Genomic DNA, 17,608 nt, shown 5'->3' with positions numbered 1-17,608 from the left:
CGATGTCTTTAACGACCGAATCATCGACGAATTTTTGGCTAACACGCCCATTCAGCGAGCGTTCTACGCAGATTTTTCTCGGCGTGCTACTGGCCGCGCTGGCGCTGGTCACCCTCCTGCACGTGGCAGTGCCGCCGGATAACCCGCTGCATGTGGGCGCCTATACGGTCAACCTGTTTGGCAAGTACCTGAGTTACGCACTGCTGGCCGTTGCGGTGGACTTGGTGTGGGGCTATCTGGGCATTTTAAGCCTGGGGCATGGCGCCTTTTTCGCCATTGGCGGTTACGCCATGGGCATGTACCTGATGCGCCAGATTGGCGATCGCGGTACCTACGGCCACCCGGTGCTGCCCGACTTTATGGTGTTCCTGAACTGGGACAGCCTGCCGTGGTTCTGGCACGGTTTCGATATGGCTTGGTTCGCCTTTGCCATGGTTCTGCTGGCGCCGGGGCTGCTGGCGTTAGTGTTCGGCTTCTTGGCGTTTCGCTCACGGGTCACCGGGGTATATCTGTCGATTATCACCCAGGCACTGACCTTTGCCTTGATGCTGGCGTTCTTCCGCAACGAGATGGGCTTCGGCGGTAATAACGGCCTGACTGACTTCCGCGAAATCGTCGGTTTTGACCTGCGCAGCGATGCCACGCGCCTAGGGTTGTTCCTGGCCACCGGCGTTGCGCTGGCGCTGGGGTATATCCTGTGCCGTGCGATTGTGACCAGCAAGTTGGGGCGGGTGAGCGTGGCCACCCGCGACGCCGAAGCGCGTACGCGATTTCTCGGCTACCGGGTCGAGCGCTTTCAGCTGTTTGTGTTTGTGGTCTCGGCGATGCTCGCAGGTCTGGCGGGCGCGCTCTATGTTCCTCAGGTGGGAATCATTAACCCCAGCGAATTCTCGCCGATTTTCTCCATCGAGATTGTGCTGTGGGTAGCGCTGGGCGGTCGTGCCACGCTGTATGGCGCGGTGATAGGCGCCATTCTGGTCAACTACGCCAAAACCATCTTTACTGGCGTAATGCCCGATGCCTGGCTGTTTGCCCTGGGTGCAATGTTCGTACTGGTCACGGTGTTTCTGCCCAAGGGTGTGGCGGGGCTGTTTCGCTACCTCAAACGCCGTAAACGCGAGGATCAAACGACTGATCCTGACCATCCACACACGTCCAAGGAGGCCTCCGCATGAGTTTGCTGCAATCGCTGTCCCAGCGTGACCGGGTGTTCGATTTTATGGCGCCCCAAGCCTCGCCGGTGGACGTTCGCCATGGGCCGATACTTTACATGGAAGATGTCACCGTGAGCTTCGATGGCTTTAAAGCCATCAATAACCTCAACCTAACCATCAACGACGGTGAGCTGCGCTGCATTATCGGCCCCAACGGGGCGGGCAAAACCACCATGATGGATATCATCACCGGCAAAACCCGCCCCACCAGCGGCAGCGTATGGTTCGGGAGCCGCCATAACCTGCTGCACATGAACGAGCCCGATATTGCCAGCCTGGGCATTGGCCGCAAGTTTCAAAAACCCACGGTATTCGAAGCGCTCTCGGTGTTTGAAAATCTGGAGCTGGCCATGGCGGCGGACAAGCGGATTTTTCCTACCCTGACCGCCCGCATGACCGGCGAGATCAAAGACCGCATTGATGAAGTACTGGAAACCATCGGCCTGACGGAGCTGCGTCACCAGCCCGCGGGTATTCTTTCCCACGGCCAGAAGCAGTGGCTGGAGATCGGCATGCTGCTGATGCAGCGCCCGCGTCTACTGCTTGTGGATGAACCGGTGGCGGGCATGACCGAGCAGGAGATGGAGCGCACTGCCGAGTTGCTCACCGGGCTGGCCGGTAAACAGTCCGTGTTGGTGGTCGAGCATGACATGGGCTTTGTGCGTTCGATTGCCCGCCAGGTGACGGTCTTGCATCAGGGCAGCGTGCTGGCGGAAGGCACCATGGATCAAGTCTCCAACGACCCCAAAGTAATCGAGGTCTACCTGGGTGCCGATGACGAGGAGGCCGCCTGATGCTAGCGATCGAAAAGCTCAACCAGTTTTACGGCGAAAGCCACACCCTCTGGGATCTCGATCTTGAGGTACCCGCCGGTCAGTGTACCTGCGTGATGGGACGCAACGGCGTGGGTAAAACCACGCTGCTGAAAGCCGTGATGGGCGAAGTGGCCGTCAAAAGTGGCGAGCTGCGCTACACCTCCGAGACCGGCGAGATCGAGCTGACTAAAAAAGCCGTTGAGGCGCGCTCGCGGTTGGGAATTGGCTACGTGCCCCAAGGGCGGCAGATATTTCCGCTGCTGACCGTAGAGGAGAACCTGCGCACCGGCCTTGCCGCCCGCAGTGACGGGCTGAAGAAAATCCCAGAGCGGGTCTATGAACTGTTCCCAGTGCTAAAAGAGATGAAACACCGCCGTGGCGGCGATCTCTCCGGCGGGCAACAGCAGCAGCTGGCGATTGGCCGCGCACTGGTCATCGAACCCAAACTACTGATTTTGGACGAGCCAGGGGAGGGCATTCAGCCCAATATCGTCGCCCAGATTGGCCAGGTGATTCGCCAGTTGATCAACGAAGATGGCCTAACGGTGCTACTGGTAGAGCAGAAGCTGCCCTTTGCCCGTAAATACGCCGACCGCTTTGTGATCATGGATCGCGGCCGACCGGTGGCCAAAGGTGAGATCAGCGAGCTCTCCAATGAGCTGATCAAGCAGCATCTGACGGTTTAAGTTATCCACACCCGGTTACCGTCTGCCCGGCCAAGCGGTTGTCGAAAGGCGGTCGCTTTTTTGCGCGCGGATGAGCGGTGTTTCCAAAAGCTGGGCTTCAAACGCTGGGCGGCGGTTCCACCGGCGCCTGGCGTGCCCGTTGGCGTTTGACCAGTTGGGTAATCACGCCGTAGCGTGGCCCTGCCAGAAAGGCGAGCATCAGGAATACGCCGGTCATGACGGCCATCATGCCGCCAATGGAGACGTTGAGATACACTGCGAGGTAGTAGCCAGAAATACTCGAGGCGATAGAAATTAGCGCACCGATGATAAACATCATCCACAGCCGGTCGGTCAGCAAATAGGCGGCGGAGGCGGGAACAATGGCAAAGGCGATAAACAGCACCGCGCCTACCGCATCAAAGGCCGCCACGGCAGTGGAACTAGTTAGCATTAGCAGCACATAGAAAAGAATCGAGGGCATAAAGCCGAACGTTTTGGCCAGCGCCGGATCGAAGGTGGCCAGCTTCAGCTCCTTATAAAAGAGTCCGATAAACGCGTAGTTGAGCACCGTCATCACGCTCATCGATACCAGCGCCTGGGGATGGGCAGGCCGAAGATGTCGAGTGTATCCAGCCAGACAAAACCGATCTCACCGAGCAGCACGGTATGCGTGTCGATATGCACATCATTGGCATAAATATTCAACAGCAGCACGCCGATAGAGAACAGAGCCGGGAAGACCAGGCCGATAGCGGTATCCTGCTTGACCCGTTTGGTGCTCGCTAAGGCTTCGGTGAGCAGGACGGTTAACAGCCCAGTGAGGGCGGCCCCGATCAGTTGTACCGGCCCGCTCTGTTGCTTGGTCAGCAGCCAGACGATGACGATGCCAAACACAATCGAATGGCTGATTGCGTCGGATAACATGCTGTTGCCGCGCAGCACTAAAAAGGTGCCCACCGCCGAGGAGGCGATGCCTACCATCGCGCCCACTAGCATAATGGGCAGGGCAGTTGTGGTCAGTAGCTCTGCCATCATGATGCTAATTCCTCAAAGGCCGCGACCACTCTTCTAGCCTCCGCCTGGCCCTGTGCCGTTAGCCCCCAGCCGTCGTCGCTTGGGGTGGCACCGCGTGGAGAGCGGATTAGGTAGCCTTGCTGCTTAAGCTTGTTGAGCATCCTGCGTGAACCGAGTGTTGAGGGGGCGCATGAGGGATCGGCCGAGTGTTTATATAGCGCATAAAGTAGCTGCTGTTTCTGCAGCGCTGACTTCTGGCGATAGTGCTTTATCACACCCCACAGCAGGCCACGGCCGGGCGCCAATGCCAACGATATAAGCACGATGGCGGTTGCGGTAAGGACAATCAGCGGGCCGGTTGCCAGGCCACGCGATAGGGTGCTGATGGTTGCCCCTGAAACACCACTGACAATACCGACGCCTGCGGCGATGGTGAGCATGCCGCCTAGGTGGCGGCTCCACTGTCGGGCGGCGGCCGCGGGTGCCACGATCATGGCGGCCATCAAAATCACACCGACCATCTGCAGGCCGACGACGACTGCTAGCGCAACCATAGCGGTGAGCGATGCTTCAATCACGGTGATAGGCATGCCGAGCGTGCGGGCGTACTCCGCATCAAAGGTGACCAGCTTGGCCTGTTTCCAGAAGACGGCAAGCAGCAGCAGTGTGACCAGCGTAATGCTGCCCATCACCCATAAATCGGAGCGCAGCGTCGCGGCGGCCTGGCCGAAAAGAAAGGCCTCAAGACCGCCCTGGGAGGCGTTATTGGTACTCTGGATATAGGTGAGCAGAACGATACCCACGGCAAAAAAGATACTGAGGCAGGTGCCCAGGGCTGCGTCCGTTTTCAGGCGGCTTAAGCGCGTCAGCATCAGCATAATCAGCGCGGCGGCGGAGCCGGTGATCAGTGAACCAATAATAATCCCGCCAATATCCCGGCTGCCGGTGATGATAAAGCTTAAACAGATGCCGGGAAGGGCTGCGTGGGAAATTGCGTCTCCCAGCAGGCTTTGGCGACGCAGCACCGCAAAACAGCCCAGCGGGCCGCTGATCAGCCCCAGCAGCGAGGCGCCAATGACTACATTCTGAAAGGTGTAGTCAGATAAAAGCTCAAGCCACACCATGGGTTACTTCACCTTTGAGGCGGCAAACATTAACGATTCATTGTCGTTAAGTAGCGCGATTTGGCCGCCGTAAGCCTGGCGCAGGTGATCGATCTTGAACACCTCCTCGGCCTTGCCGCTGGCGATGACTCGCACGTTGAGTAGCAGTAGCCAGTCAAAGTAGGTGCGAACCGTTTGCAGATCGTGGTGTACCACAATCAGCGTTTTGCCCGCGTCGCGCAGGTGGCGCAGGATATCGATAATGGCCCGCTCGGTGGTGGCATCGACGCCAGCCATGGGTTCATCAAGAAAATACACATCGGCCTGCTGCACCAGCGCGCGAGCCAGAAACACGCGCTGCTGCTGGCCACCAGAAAGCTGGCTAATCTGTCGTTCAGCGAAGGCGCTCATACCGACCATTTCAAGTGCTTCCTGCGCTTCATGGCGCTCTTTGCGACCCGGTCTCTTGAGCCAGCCCAAGCGCCCGTAAAGCCCCATGGTGACCACATCCAGCGCCGTGGTGGGAAAATCCCAGTCAACGCTTGAGCGCTGGGGCACGTAGCCCACCCGTTTACGCTGTGTGGCGTAGGGCCGTCCATGCACCATCACCTCTCCCGACAACGACGGCACCAGCCCAAGCAGGCTTTTGATCAACGTACTCTTGCCCGCCCCGTTAGGGCCGACAATGCCCGCCATGACACCGGCGGGGATATCCAGATCGATATCCCATAGCACGGGCTGGTTATAGTAGCTCACCGTCAGGTTTTTAATGCTCAGTGCGGTGTCTGTAGGGTTGAATATCGCCATGGATGCACTGCCTTATCGAATGCTTATTGAGCGAGTTGCCACTCGCTGGCCCAGTCATCCAGTGCCTTTGGCAGCGGGGCCAGCGAACCGCCTAGCGCCTCGACAATGTGCTGGGTGTTACGGTAGATCATGCCCATATAGGTACCATCTACCGTGCCTTCATCGCCCATGGCGTCGGAATAAAGCTGGCCGCCGATGGTCACATCATGGCCTTGCTGCCTTGCGGCATCGATCACTGCCTGAATGGTGCGCGGGTTGATGGTGCTCTCGACAAATATGGCGGGCACGTTACGGGCAACAACGCTATCCGCCATGCTGCGAATATCGGCGATCCCAGTTTCGGTTTCGGTACTGATGCCCTGAATCCCTTCCACCTCAATGTCATAGGCACGACCAAAGTAGCTGAAAGCGTCGTGGGCGGTGACAAGAATACGCTGCTCTTCGGGGATGCTGGCAATGCTCTCTTTAACCCACTCATGCAGGGCTAGCAACTGAGCCTGATAACGCTCGGTATTGGTTTCAATCGACGTGGCGCACTCAGGGCGTGCTTCGCTCAATGCATCGCTTAGGGTGGGCAGTGTTTGGGCCCATAAAGAGACATCCATCCACAGGTGAGGGTCGACTCCGTAGACATCCTGAGCGGTGATCAACGACGCCGGATCAATGGAAGCGGGCGCCACGGCAAGCGTGGGTGTTCGTGCCGAGAAATTCTCCAGCACGCTCCCCAGCTGTCCTTCCAATGAGTAGCCTGAATAGAGAATGTGTTCGGCGCCCCGCAGCAAGGCCACGTCGCTAGCGCTTGCCTGATACAGGTGGGGGTCTACGCCGGGGCCCATCATGGCTTCCACATTAACGCATTCGCCGCCTACTTCCTGCGCTACATCGGCAATCATCCCAATCGTTGCCACCACGTTTAAGGGCGTTTCATCGGCAGTTGCCAACGCACTAAAAGGCAGCGTTCCCAATAGAATCACGGCATATTTTGTTGCCATTATTTAGCTCCAGACTCGTCATGAGGTAGATGGGCTGAAATTGCTTTGTGTAAACTGATTGTCCCGAGGAAAGAAGTATAGCCTTGGCTAAGTTTGTGGCGCTATTCATGAAATGTCAAGCGGATAAAAGGCGCTGAGGTGGGCTGAAAAGGGGAGCCTGAGTTATGGCGGGAGTAAGCGCAAGGTGCGCTACTCACGTACCTCTACGCCAGGTAAGGCATCAACAGGCCTTGGTTATGTTTTGGAGCGTCACTCGCTTACCGATTGGCCCTATAGTATGGCGAAGCACCGCTGCCGCGCCGCCATGCGAGCCGCTTGTGGGCTTATTCGCTAAAACCCTGCTCTGTGTTCGGTTGACGAAAATGCTTGGCGTGTAATATTGGCTGTTGATCAATAAGAAGCAGGTGGGGTATGCGCTATAAAGATAAACATCAGCTCGCCGCCGAGTGGCAAGCGCTTCTGGAGCGCACGCCCAAACCGTTGCGGCAAGCAGTCGAGACGTTGGTAGAGCACCACGGGCAAAGCTTTGCTGACCACTTTTACCGGGTGATGTTGGAAGACCCGCATGCTTCGCTGTTTCTCTCCAACGATCAAGTGGAGCAGCGTTTACACCCCTCAATGCAGCGCTGGCTGAAGGCCATGTTTGCCGTTGAGCACGCCGATTTTGAGTCCCTGGTTGAGCAGCAGGAAAAAGTGGGGCAGGTGCATGCCCGCATCGATATTCCGGTCAACCTGGTGCTAAGCGGAGCGCGGCAGCTTAAGCAGGTGTTTTATCAACAGATCAACGCCACGTTCAAAAGCCCGCTATCGCCGGGGGATGCCTCGGTGTACGTCTCCGACCATATTGATATGGCCATGGAAATCATGAGCCACGCCTACTCGGTGGCCAGTGACCGTAATGCGCGCACTGAAGAGGCGTACAAGCTGTTTTCACTCACCCAGAGCATTGGCGACGAGCGTGAACGCCAGCGTTCGGCGTTGTTGAATTGGGAGAATGCGCTGATGTTTGCCATAGCTGCCCAGCAGGATATCGCCACGCTGCCGCGGTTATCCAATTCCGATTTTGGTCTGTGGTACTTCCATAAAGCGTGCATGCGTTCGAGGGCGTGCCGGAGATTGCCACTATTTCACGCCATATTCAGCAAGTGGATCGTGAGTGGCTGGAAGTGCTGATGCATGAAGATGCTAGCCAGCGACTTAAGGCGCTGGGCGAGATTCGTGATGCCGCCCGTACGGTGTTGATGCTGCTCGACAATGTATTAGAGCGCGCCTCCGGTTTGGATGCAGGGCGCGACAGCTTAACCCGGTTGCTCAACCGCAAGTTTTTGTCAGTGGTGCTTAGTCGCGAAATAGACATTGCCCGCCACTCGGAGCACTGCTTTGCGCTGTTGATGGTAGATATCGATCACTTCAAATCGATCAACGATACCCATGGGCACGACGCCGGCGACAACGTGCTGCAGCAGGTGGCGAGCATCCTTGATCGCTCCACCCGTGGGGGGGATTACGTGTTTCGCATGGGCGGCGAGGAGTTTTTGATTGTGCTGGTCAATACTGACCATGACGGCAGCCGGTTATTTGCTGAGCGTTTACGCCAATCGGTGGCTAAGGAGCCGATGCTCGCCGGTGCCGATACGCTGCTTAACGTGACGATTAGCGTGGGTGTAACGCTTCACGATGGTCACCCAGACTATCACCACTCCCTGCAGCGTGCTGATCAGGCCCTTTATGAAGCGAAGCGCGGCGGGCGTGACCGGGTCGTTGTGCAGTAATGGTGTGAAGAGTGAGTGCAGGCTGAGCACTAAGCAAGTAGTGAGTGCATTTATTTGGTGCATTTGAGGTCTGATGTGGTGCTGTTTTGGTGCGCCTAGATGCGTGGCACTGCCAGTCACCGCCGTTCATCCCTACCATTGACCGCACAGCAGGGCTTTTCACCATTTTGGCGCATTAATTGCTTACCTATGTCAAAGGCTTAGTGAAAAGGAAGCGGTAGCAACCCATGATCCTGTGCGAACTCGCCAAACCACACATTGCCTCTGGCCACCGCTTCGATGCAGGCCGCCATTGGGCAGCTTCGTTAGCACTCACCTTCGCTCATCGGGGCAGTGCTACTCGCATGGTGCAGGCGCGTCATCAGGGACCACTGCGGGTGCAGCGCCCTTTCTATCCCGAAGGGCGTAGTGAGGCTTGTCATGTTTATGTGCTTCACCCGCCGGGCGGGTTAGTCAGCGGCGATGCGCTTACCATTAGTGCCCATGTAGAGAGCGGTGCCCATGCGCTGCTGACGACTCCGGCTGCCAATAAACTCTATAAAGCCGACAGCCAGGGCGTGGCATGGACGCAGCATACCCGGTTGAGCGTTGAAGATGGCGCGACTCTGGAGTGGCTGCCCCAGGAGACCATCGCCTTTGATGGTTCCAAGGGTGAACAGCGCACCCAAATTGACCTTCACGGCAGCGCCCGTTGCCTGGGCTGGGAAGTGATGGCACTGGGCCGCCCGGCCAGCGACTTACCCTATGTTTCCGGGCGTATTGAGCAGCACTTCCGCTTAACCCTGGATGGCAAACCGCTGTGGCTAGAGCGCCAACCGCTAGACCCACTACACCCACGCTTTGCCGGGCGCTGGGGGCAGGGCGGTGCCACGGTGCAGGCCACGCTCTGGGCAGTGGGGATTGCCGACGCGCCTGCTGCCATTGAAGCCTTGCGTGAAGCGCTGCCGGATAACCCGCGCTGGGCGGTCACCGTCCGCCACGGTGTTTTGCTGCTGCGCTATTTAGGCAACTCGCGTAACGAAGCCTGGGCGTTATGCGAACAGGCTTGGCAACTGCTGCGCCCCCGCTGGATCGAGCGTGAAGCACATACACCACGAATTTGGCTAACCTAATTAGCATCACTGCGATGCACTGCTGGAGACACATTCCATGGAATTAACCCCAAGAGACAAAGACAAGCTGCTGCTGTTCTCAGCCGCCCAATTGGCGGAGCGCCGCAAGGCGCGTGGTTTAAAACTCAATTACCCGGAAGCGGTGGCGCTGATCAGCTTCGAGATTATGGAAGGCGCCCGGGATGGCCGCAGTGTGGCGGACTTAATGAGCTATGGCCGCGAGATCCTTAGCCGTGAGGATGTGATGGATGGTGTCGCCGAGATGGTCGACGAAGTGCAGGTGGAAGCCACTTTCCCCGACGGCACCAAGCTGGTCACTGTCCATACGCCTATTGTGTGAGGGGTGAGAAGTGAATGGTTAGGGGTGAATAGTAAGTGGTGAAGAGCGGTGTTACTCATCACACCTAACGCCTCACTCCTCACAAGAACGAAGGAGCAAGTAGATGATTCCCGGTGAGTACAAGTTAAAAGAAGGTGATATCGAGCTGTGCGCGGGGCGTGAGCGGATTAGCGTCGAGGTGGCCAATACCGGCGACCGCCCGATCCAGATCGGCTCCCACTACCACTTTGCCGAAGCCAACCCGGCGCTGGTGTTTGATCGCGATAAAACCCGAGGCTTTCGTCTGGACGTGGCCGCAGGCACGGCGATTCGCTTTGAGCCTGGCCAGACCCGCGAAGTCACGTTGATTCCCTTTGTGGGCAAGCGCGAAATTTACGGTTTTCGCGGCGATGTCATGGGCGCGCTCGACGGAGGTAAACAATGAAACCGGTTAACAAGATCAGTCGGCAAGCCTATGCCGATATGTACGGCCCTACGGTGGGCGACCGCGTGCGCCTGGGCGATACCGAGCTTTGGATCGAAGTCGAACAGGATGCCACCCACTACGGCGATGAAGTGAAGTTTGGCGGCGGCAAAGTCATCCGCGACGGCATGGGTCAAAGCCAGCGCGCCGACGACACGGTAATGGATACCGTGATTACCAACGCGCTGATTCTGGATTGGTGGGGTATCGTCAAAGCCGACGTGGGCATTCAAAATGGCCGCATCGCCGCGATTGGCAAGGCAGGCAATCCTGACGTACAGCCTGATGTTGAAATCGTCATTGGCCCCGGCACCGAAATCATCTCCGGCGAAGGGAAGATCCTGACCGCGGGCGGTATCGACTCCCATATCCACTTTATTTGCCCCCAGCAGGTCGAAGAAGCGCTGATGAGCGGTATCACCACCATGCTGGGCGGTGGCACCGGTCCGGCGACTGGTACCAACGCAACCACCTGTACCCCGGCGCTTGGCACATCGGTAAGATGCTGCAAGCGGTGGACGATATGCCCATGAATATCGGCTTTCTGGGCAAAGGCAACGCCAGCCTGCCTGAGTCCCTAGAGCTCCAGCTCCAAGCAGGCGCCATGGGCCTCAAATTGCACGAAGATTGGGGCACCACGCCTGCCTCGATCAATAACTGCCTTAACGTCGCTGATGCCTATGATGTGCAGGTGGCGATCCACACCGACACCCTGAATGAGTCGGGCTTTGTGGAAGACACCCTGGCCGCGTTTAAAGAGCGCTGTATCCATACTTACCACACCGAAGGCGCTGGCGGCGGCCACGCCCCGGATATTCTCACTGCCTGCTCGAAAGCCTACGTGCTGCCCTCTTCTACCAACCCAACGCGGCCCTACACCGTCAACACCATCGACGAACATCTCGATATGCTGATGGTGTGCCACCACCTGGATCCCAATATCCCTGAGGACGTGGCCTTTGCCGACTCGCGCATTCGCCGGGAAACCATCGCCGCTGAGGATATCCTCCACGATTTGGGCGTGATCTCGATGATTGCCTCGGATTCCCAAGCCATGGGGCGGGTAGGCGAAGTGGTCTGCCGCACCTGGCAAACCGCCCACAAAATGAAGGTGCAGCGCGGCCTGCTGCCGGAAGATGAGGCCCTGGGGGCCGATAATCTGCGCGCCAAGCGCTATATCGCCAAGTACACCATTAACCCTGCGATCACCCACGGTATCGCTCACGAAGTAGGTTCCATCGAAGTCGGTAAGCTGGCGGATCTGGTGCTTTGGAAACCGGCCTTCTTTGGCGTGAAACCGGCGATGATGATCAAAGGCGGCATGATTGCAGCGGCGCCCATGGGCGATCCTAATGCCTCGATTCCCACCCCGCAGCCGGTGCATTACCGCTATATGTTCGGCGCTTTTGGCCGTGCGGCCAGCCAAACCCGGCTCAGCTTTGTCAGCCAGGCCGCGCTGGATGTGGGCATCAAAGAGACACTGGGGCTAAATAGCGAACTGGCGGCGTGCAAAAACGTGCGCCAAGTGCGCAAAAAGGATATGAAGCTAAACGATGCCTGCCCAGAATTAACCGTCGACCCGCAAACCTACGAAGTGCGCTGCGATGGCGAAATTTTAACCTGCGAGCCCGCCACCGAACTGCCGCTGGCTCAGCGTTATCATTTATTTTGAATAGCGCACTATGACCGCCAGCAAGTGCAGTGCCGGGGGTAGGTCTACGTGAGGGCGCTGTAAATACATCCCTGTACGCTACTTTTGCCATCCATGGCAAAAGACCCTCACTACGACCTACCCCCGGCTCGGCTACTGGGTGCTTAACTGCAGGTTCTGAACAGGATGATACCAATGCTTAAACTCATAGAACGCTTAGGGCCGATAGAGGAAAGCGCAGCGAGCGATACGCTCACGCTACCCTTTGAGCTACGTATTCGCGGGCGCTTAAAAGCCCAAAGCGATAGCGGCCGCGAACTGGGTCTGTTTCTGGATCGCGGCCCGGTGCTGCGCAGCGGCGAAGGTCTAAAAGCCGAAAGCGGCGAAGTGGTGCGTGTCTGCGCAGCGGTAGAACCGGTGGTTACCGCGCGAGTGAGTGCTGGCTTACCGCTGGCACGGCTGGCCTACCATCTTGGCAATCGCCACGTACAGCTGGCGCTGGGTGAAGATGAAAAGGGCGGCTGGGTGCGCTTTCCGCCGGATCACGTGTTGGAAGAGCTCGCCGAGCTGTTAGGTGCCGAACTAGAGCACCACAACGCAACGTTCGACCCGGAGCCGGGTGCTTATAACCAAGTAGGTGGCGGACATTCACATGGTCATTCGCACGGTCATTCGCACGGTCATTCACACGACCACGATCATGACCACTCGCATGAGCACCACCATGCCCACTGAACTCACTACGCTAGAAAGCCAAAGTGATGAGCTAGCGCTGCTAGGGCTGATGCAGTTGGTGAGCCCAGCGTTGCCCATCGGCGCCTTTGCCTTTTCCCAAGGTCTGGAAAGCGCCTTTGAGCTGGACTGGGTGCGCGATGAAGCCAGCCTCGCCGAGTGGCTAAACGGTGTGCTGGAAGATGGCTTAACCCGCTGCGAACTGCCAGTGCTGGCGCGGTTGCATGATGCGTTGGTCAGGCGTTTGGCCAGGCGGACATGGCAGAAGGTCGTAAATCAATTGCCGCGTGGGATGAGTGGCTGGCTGCTACCCGGGAAACCGCCGAGCTCGCCGCCGAAGATAGCAGGCTGGGCGCCTCGCTAAAACGCCTACTGGGCAGCTTGAACTTGTTGCCGAGAGAGCAGCAGTTGCAAAGTGAGGAATTACTCCCACCCTTGCTTCCGCCCCAAGCAGGTTATGTAACGCTGTTTGCCTACACGGCCCACGTCCGTGGCGTGTCTGTTCGCCAAACGCTGCTGGGGTTTGCCTGGGCGTGGATGGAGAACCAGCTAGCGGTGGCCTGTAAAGCCTTGCCGCTTGGCCACACCGCTGCCCAGCGAGTAATTGAACAACTGCGCCCCGCGCTAGTGAATGCCGTTAATCAGGCACTTACGCTGGATGATGAAGAGCTGGGCCCGGTGCTGCCCGGTCTGGCACTGGCTAGCGCCTTGCACGAAACCCAATATTCGCGCCTGTTTCGAAGTTAGATGGCCTAGAAGTTAACGAGGAGAGAACAATGACTCACTGTTTACGCGTTGGTGTGGGTGGCCCGGTTGGTTCCGGCAAAACTGCACTGCTCAAGCAACTCTGTTTAGCGCTGCGTGATTACTACGATATCGCCGTAGTCACTAACGATATCTACACCCGCGAAGACGCCGACTTCCTGCTCAAGCACGATGCCCTTCCAGCGGACCGTATTCTGGGCGTGGAAACCGGCGGCTGCCCGCACACTGCCATTCGTGAAGACGCCTCGATGAACTTGGCGGCCATTGATGAGCTCCAGGCGCGTCACCCGAAGCTGGAACTGGTCATGGTCGAGTCGGGCGGCGACAACCTCTCGGCGACCTTCAGCCCCGAGCTTTCCGACCTAACGCTCTACGTCATCGACGTCTCGGCAGGCGACAAAATCCCCCGCAAGGGTGGGCCGGGCATTACCAAATCGGATCTACTGATTATCAATAAAATCGATATCGCCGAGCAGGTGCACGCCTCACTAGAGGTAATGGAGCGCGACTCCAAGAAAATGCGCGGCGAGCGGCCCTTCGTGTTCACCAATCTTTATGACGGAGTAGGGCTTGAGGAGATCATCCGCTTTATTCTCGATAAAGGGATGCTGGATGAGCGGCGTCCGCAGGCCGAAGTGACCGCTAGCTAACGTCAATCGACCCGCGTAATTGGTTGGCGATTGGGGTCGACGTGCCATGGCAAGCCAAGGCGGGTATTGCGTTCCAATTCGGCAATCACCTGGGCGCCCAGCAGTAAAATGATGGCGCCCACTTCCAGGCTAATCAGTACGACCACCAGCGCTGCCAGCGAACCGTAGACGGCGTTAACGAACGAGAGATTGGCGAAATAGTAAACCAGCAACAGGCGAACCCCCTCCCACAGCAGTGCTGCCACAAAGCCCCCTACGATTGCCCGACGTAAGGCGATGCGCACCACCGGCAGCACTTTGTAGATAGCGCTGAACAGCAGGAACACCCCAGTGAAACTGGCCAGGTTAAGCACCGGCTCGGAAAATCCCGCCAGCGGCAGTTCCCGTTCAAATAGCAGCATCACCAGCGTATTAAGCGAACTGGCCAGGGTGACTACCAGCGTGAGAACCATAAGCGCCGCCCCCAGTACCACCATAAAGGCGTAGGGCAACATTACCGAAACCCAAACGCTGCGTTTGATATGCGGGCTATCCGGCGCATGGAAAATGATCGCCAGGGCGTCTTCCAGCATACGAAAGGCGAATGAGCTGAACAGGAGCAGAATGGGAAAGCTCAGAATGCCAATCACATCTCGCGATTCCAGCAGGCTGCGAACGGCCTCCAGCAACACTTCCGCGTGGGCAGGCGCCATATGGCGTGCCTGTACGGCCAGCACATTGAGTAAGTGCTGCTGATCGACGACTTGGGTTAACAGCACAACGAGCACGGCGAAAAGCGGCACGATAGAGAGCAGGATGTTGTAGCCCACTCCGCCGGCCAGCAGGACACCGTGATTTTTCAGGAAATTGCGTAATACGCGCCAAGCAAAGTGAGCCAACCGAGGGAGCAAGAGCAAGACAGCGCTAACAAATGGGTGGTTTCGAACCATGCTTGCTATTCTCCTTGGACATTAGGCCCTATCGCCATGATACGCTGATGGCGATGGCAAATAACAAGGGCAAATATCAAGGAAGTCACGAATTGCCTGATCTGGCTTCAGGAGAGAGTAGTAAGAGGCAGAAGCTAACTCACCGCCCAACAAACAAAAAGGTCGCCCTGACCAGGCGGTAGGGAGGTCAGGGCAACCGAAGATTGTGGTTAAGCGACTTGCTTAAAACGGGCCATCCCTGGCCACCACATCCTCACAGTGAACCTTTACTTTATGAATAACCTTAACTTAGGTTATGAACCTAACTATTAGTTGCTAATTATTTGAATCTTAAGTAAAAAAAAAAAAAAAACTGGTAAAGTTCGTGCACTTTAGGTCGATAAGGCTCCTATAACTACTAAAAACTCTTCACTCAAGACTGACTCTGGAGCTTGCTCACATATGTCCACTCCTTCTGCTCCCAAACGAGCCCTGGGTTTACAAACCAAGGTGCTGATGCTTGTACTGCTCCCTCTTCTGTTAGTGACGGTTGTGCTGGTCGGGTTTAAAGCCTACAGCAGCGCCCAAGACACCCGCGATACGTTGGCAAACCAGCGTGAAATGCTGATTGAAGAGCGCCGCCATGCGGTGCGCGATATCGTCCAGATGGCGACTTCTGCCATCGAGCCCATTTACGAACAAGCCGGTGCCAACGATGAGGCAGCCAAGCAGCAGGTAGCCGAGCTGGTGCGTTCCATGCGCTTTGAAGATAACAACTACATTTTTATCTACGACTATGACGGTAACAATATCGTCACGGCGCCTGCACCGGAGCGTGAAGGTACCAACATGATCGACGCGCAAACCCCCGATGGCACTTATCTGATTCGCGAGATCATTCAGCTTGCTCAGAGTGGCGGGGGCTTCTACAGCTATATGTGGGATTACCCAGGTACCGACAGAATTGAACCCAAGCACTCCTTCGTTGACCGCCTTGAAAAATGGGACTGGCTCATTGGTGCAGGCGTTTATGTCACCGATGCTGACGATGCTATTGCCGAACTTGAAGCCGCGGCCGCCGCCGATTTGCGCCAGGGCATTATATTTGCCTCCTTGTTGGGTATGGGTCTATTTATTGTGATTGCACTGATAGCGTATGGCTTGGTGCGTCGCACGCTGGGGCCGATCAAGCGCACTACTGCGGCTATGCACGATATTGCCCAGGGGCGCGGTGATTTAACCCGTCGCTTAGCAGTTGAAAGCGGTGACGAAATTGGCGAGCTTAGCGTTCAATTCAACGCCTTTGTAGCGCGGATGCAGAACACACTTCGTGATGTACGCAGCAGTACGCTCAGCGTGCACCAGGCCGCGGGGGAGATCTCACAAAGCTCTGATGAGCTTGCCACCCGTACCGAGCAGGCGGCCGCGAACCTGCAACAAACCTCAGCTTCCATGGAAGAGATCACCTCGACCGTTAATCACAGCGCCGACAATGCCCAGCAGGCCAATACGCTGGTGCAGTCTACTGCTGATGTAGCCCGCGAAGGTGAGACCTCGATGGGGCAGGTGGAAAGCACCATGAGCGATATTAACGACTCCGCATCGCGCATCAGTGACATCATCAGCATGATCGATTCGATTGCCTTCCAAACCAATATTTTGGCGCTTAATGCCTCGGTGGAAGCCGCAAGGGCAGGTGAGCATGGCCGCGGCTTTGCCGTGGTGGCACAAGAAGTTAGAGTTCTGGCCAGTCGTTCCAGCGATGCTTCCAAAGAGATTCGTGCGCTTATTGATGCATCGGTTCAGCACACTAACTCCGGTGCGAAGCTGGTACGCAGCGCCGGTGATACCATGCGTGAGATTGTCTCCAGCGTGGCGAAAGTCACCGATGTAATCGGTGAGATCACCGCTGGCGCTAAAGAGCAGAGCAGCGGTATTGGCCAGATCAACACTGCCGTGGCTGAAATGGACACCATGACCCAGCAGAACGCCGCCATGGTGCAGGAGTCCACCACCGCTGCCGCCAATATGCGCCGCCATGCGGAGCACCTGAATCAGTTAATCAACTCCTTCGTACTTGGTGACGATGAGCCCACGCCGCGGCACGAAGCGCTAGCGTCTCCGGCCCCTCAGCAACGTGGCAGTGATAGCGCCATGAAGCGCCCTGCGCTTTCATCGCACTCCTCATCACAGCCATCATCAAAGCCCTCACCGGCAAAGCATGCTGCAGATGAGTGGGAAGAGTTCTAACGTTCACTACCAGTGCTTGTGATATCAGCGCTTGGGAAAGATGGGTATAAAAACGGGGCTTGCCATTTGGCAAGCCCCGTTGCGTTAACGACGGTGATGCTTATCCGGCATGCCGCCTGGCCAGTCCTTCAGCCAGCAAGATGACGGCCCGCTTTGCCAGCGGTGAAAGCGGGGCATCCTCGCGCTCCAGTGTGGCGACCAGGCGATGCTTCATGGAGCGTGCCCAGAAGGTTTCCAGGTGGCGGCAGGTGGCCGCTGCCGCCGTTTCTTCATCGCGACCGCCGCCCAGGTTAGCGGCGATCTGGTTGGTCATGTGAATCAGCTGGTTATCGTGGTGCGACGACATGGTGTA

Annotated in this window: 18 protein-coding genes and 2 pseudogenes; 13 read left to right on the top strand and 7 right to left on the bottom strand. The window is 57.2% G+C overall.

What is annotated here, in order from left to right; genetic code table 11:
- Window positions 1-2: 2 nt before the first annotated feature.
- The 3 genes from urtC to urtE are packed head-to-tail and all read left to right on the top strand — an operon-like array spanning window position 3 to window position 2,715.
- Window positions 3-1,175 (top strand): urea ABC transporter permease subunit UrtC, encoded by a 1,173-nt coding sequence (gene urtC / locus FDY98_RS20805; RefSeq protein WP_027957900.1) that lies wholly within the window; start codon window positions 3-5, stop codon window positions 1,173-1,175.
- On the top strand, window positions 1,172-2,008 hold the full coding sequence (gene urtD, locus FDY98_RS20800; RefSeq protein WP_027957899.1) for an urea ABC transporter ATP-binding protein UrtD: 837 nt from the start codon (window positions 1,172-1,174) through the stop codon (window positions 2,006-2,008). The genes urtC and urtD overlap by 4 nt, the downstream gene beginning before the upstream one ends.
- On the top strand, window positions 2,008-2,715 hold the full coding sequence (urtE, locus tag FDY98_RS20795; RefSeq protein WP_027957898.1) for an urea ABC transporter ATP-binding subunit UrtE: 708 nt from the start codon (window positions 2,008-2,010) through the stop codon (window positions 2,713-2,715). Before urtD ends, urtE begins: the two co-directional genes overlap by 1 nt.
- A 97-nt stretch (window positions 2,716-2,812) precedes the next feature.
- Here urtE and FDY98_RS28745 read toward each other — a convergent pair whose 3' ends face one another.
- Genes FDY98_RS28745 through FDY98_RS20775 form a run of 5 tightly spaced genes read right to left on the bottom strand, consistent with a single transcriptional unit; the run spans window position 2,813 to window position 6,613 of the window.
- Window positions 2,813-3,280: a metal ABC transporter permease gene (locus tag FDY98_RS28745; protein WP_340146914.1), complete on the bottom strand. Its 468-nt coding sequence runs from the start codon at window positions 3,278-3,280 to the stop codon at window positions 2,813-2,815.
- Window positions 3,277-3,732: a metal ABC transporter permease gene (locus tag FDY98_RS28740; RefSeq protein WP_340146913.1), complete on the bottom strand. Its 456-nt coding sequence runs from the start codon at window positions 3,730-3,732 to the stop codon at window positions 3,277-3,279. Before FDY98_RS28740 ends, FDY98_RS28745 begins: the two co-directional genes overlap by 4 nt.
- The gene (locus FDY98_RS20785) at window positions 3,729-4,835 is read right to left on the bottom strand and encodes a metal ABC transporter permease (RefSeq protein ID WP_035539242.1); all 1,107 of its coding nucleotides are present in this window, start codon (window positions 4,833-4,835) and stop codon (window positions 3,729-3,731) included. Before FDY98_RS20785 ends, FDY98_RS28740 begins: the two co-directional genes overlap by 4 nt.
- 3 nt (window positions 4,836-4,838) lie before the next feature.
- Entirely contained in the window at window positions 4,839-5,621 is a 783-nt protein-coding gene (locus tag FDY98_RS20780) for a metal ABC transporter ATP-binding protein (protein WP_035539239.1), read from the bottom strand.
- 23 nt (window positions 5,622-5,644) lie between these two features.
- A complete protein-coding gene (locus tag FDY98_RS20775) occupies window positions 5,645-6,613 on the bottom strand; it encodes a metal ABC transporter solute-binding protein, Zn/Mn family (RefSeq protein ID WP_027957897.1) in 969 nt (322 codons plus the stop codon).
- A 411-nt stretch (window positions 6,614-7,024) separates the two neighbouring features.
- Between FDY98_RS20775 and FDY98_RS28735 the strand changes: the two genes are divergently transcribed.
- The 9 genes and pseudogenes from FDY98_RS28735 to ureG all read left to right on the top strand — a co-directional run bounded on the left by FDY98_RS28735 (window position 7,025) and on the right by ureG (window position 14,098).
- Entirely contained in the window at window positions 7,025-7,786 is a 762-nt protein-coding gene (locus FDY98_RS28735; RefSeq protein ID WP_340146912.1) for a protoglobin domain-containing protein, read from the top strand.
- On the top strand, window positions 7,720-8,385 hold the full coding sequence (locus FDY98_RS28730; RefSeq protein WP_340146911.1) for a GGDEF domain-containing protein: 666 nt from the start codon (window positions 7,720-7,722) through the stop codon (window positions 8,383-8,385). The genes FDY98_RS28735 and FDY98_RS28730 overlap by 67 nt, the downstream gene beginning before the upstream one ends.
- 227 nt (window positions 8,386-8,612) lie before the next feature.
- On the top strand, window positions 8,613-9,497 hold the full coding sequence (locus tag FDY98_RS20765; RefSeq protein ID WP_009286154.1) for an urease accessory protein UreD: 885 nt from the start codon (window positions 8,613-8,615) through the stop codon (window positions 9,495-9,497).
- A gap of 37 nt (window positions 9,498-9,534) precedes the next feature.
- Complete coding sequence (locus tag FDY98_RS20760; protein WP_022521353.1) at window positions 9,535-9,837, top strand: urease subunit gamma; 303 nt, start codon at window positions 9,535-9,537, stop codon at window positions 9,835-9,837.
- A 103-nt stretch (window positions 9,838-9,940) separates the two neighbouring features.
- Window positions 9,941-10,261, top strand: coding sequence for an urease subunit beta (locus FDY98_RS20755; RefSeq protein ID WP_027957896.1), 321 nt, complete (start codon window positions 9,941-9,943; stop codon window positions 10,259-10,261).
- A pseudogene (ureC, locus tag FDY98_RS20750) lies at window positions 10,258-11,972 on the top strand (urease subunit alpha). Before FDY98_RS20755 ends, ureC begins: the two are co-directional and overlap by 4 nt.
- A 174-nt stretch (window positions 11,973-12,146) precedes the next feature.
- Complete coding sequence (gene ureE / locus FDY98_RS20745; protein ID WP_027957894.1) at window positions 12,147-12,686, top strand: urease accessory protein UreE; 540 nt, start codon at window positions 12,147-12,149, stop codon at window positions 12,684-12,686.
- Window positions 12,676-13,430: pseudogene (locus FDY98_RS20740) on the top strand (urease accessory protein UreF). The gene ureE and the pseudogene FDY98_RS20740 overlap by 11 nt, the downstream one beginning before the upstream one ends.
- 29 nt (window positions 13,431-13,459) lie before the next feature.
- Entirely contained in the window at window positions 13,460-14,098 is a 639-nt protein-coding gene (gene ureG, locus FDY98_RS20735; RefSeq protein ID WP_009286151.1) for an urease accessory protein UreG, read from the top strand.
- 2 nt (window positions 14,099-14,100) lie between these two features.
- Here ureG and FDY98_RS20730 read toward each other — a convergent pair whose 3' ends face one another.
- Window positions 14,101-15,027, bottom strand: coding sequence for a YihY/virulence factor BrkB family protein (locus FDY98_RS20730; RefSeq protein WP_027957892.1), 927 nt, complete (start codon window positions 15,025-15,027; stop codon window positions 14,101-14,103).
- 441 nt (window positions 15,028-15,468) lie between these two features.
- Here FDY98_RS20730 and FDY98_RS20725 point away from each other — a divergent pair, with 441 nt between their 5' ends.
- Window positions 15,469-17,256: a methyl-accepting chemotaxis protein gene (locus FDY98_RS20725; RefSeq protein WP_027957891.1), complete on the top strand. Its 1,788-nt coding sequence runs from the start codon at window positions 15,469-15,471 to the stop codon at window positions 17,254-17,256.
- 100 nt (window positions 17,257-17,356) lie between these two features.
- On the opposite strand, the gene FDY98_RS20720 is transcribed toward FDY98_RS20725, so the two are convergent.
- On the bottom strand, window positions 17,357-17,602 hold the full coding sequence (locus FDY98_RS20720) for a formate dehydrogenase subunit delta (RefSeq protein ID WP_027957890.1): 246 nt from the start codon (window positions 17,600-17,602) through the stop codon (window positions 17,357-17,359).
- Window positions 17,603-17,608 lie beyond the last annotated feature (6 nt).

Source organism: Halomonas sp. PA16-9 (assembly GCF_009728585.1).
Lineage (GTDB): Bacteria > Pseudomonadota > Gammaproteobacteria > Pseudomonadales > Halomonadaceae > Vreelandella > Vreelandella titanicae.
This window is presented reverse-complemented; position numbering and strand designations above follow the sequence as displayed.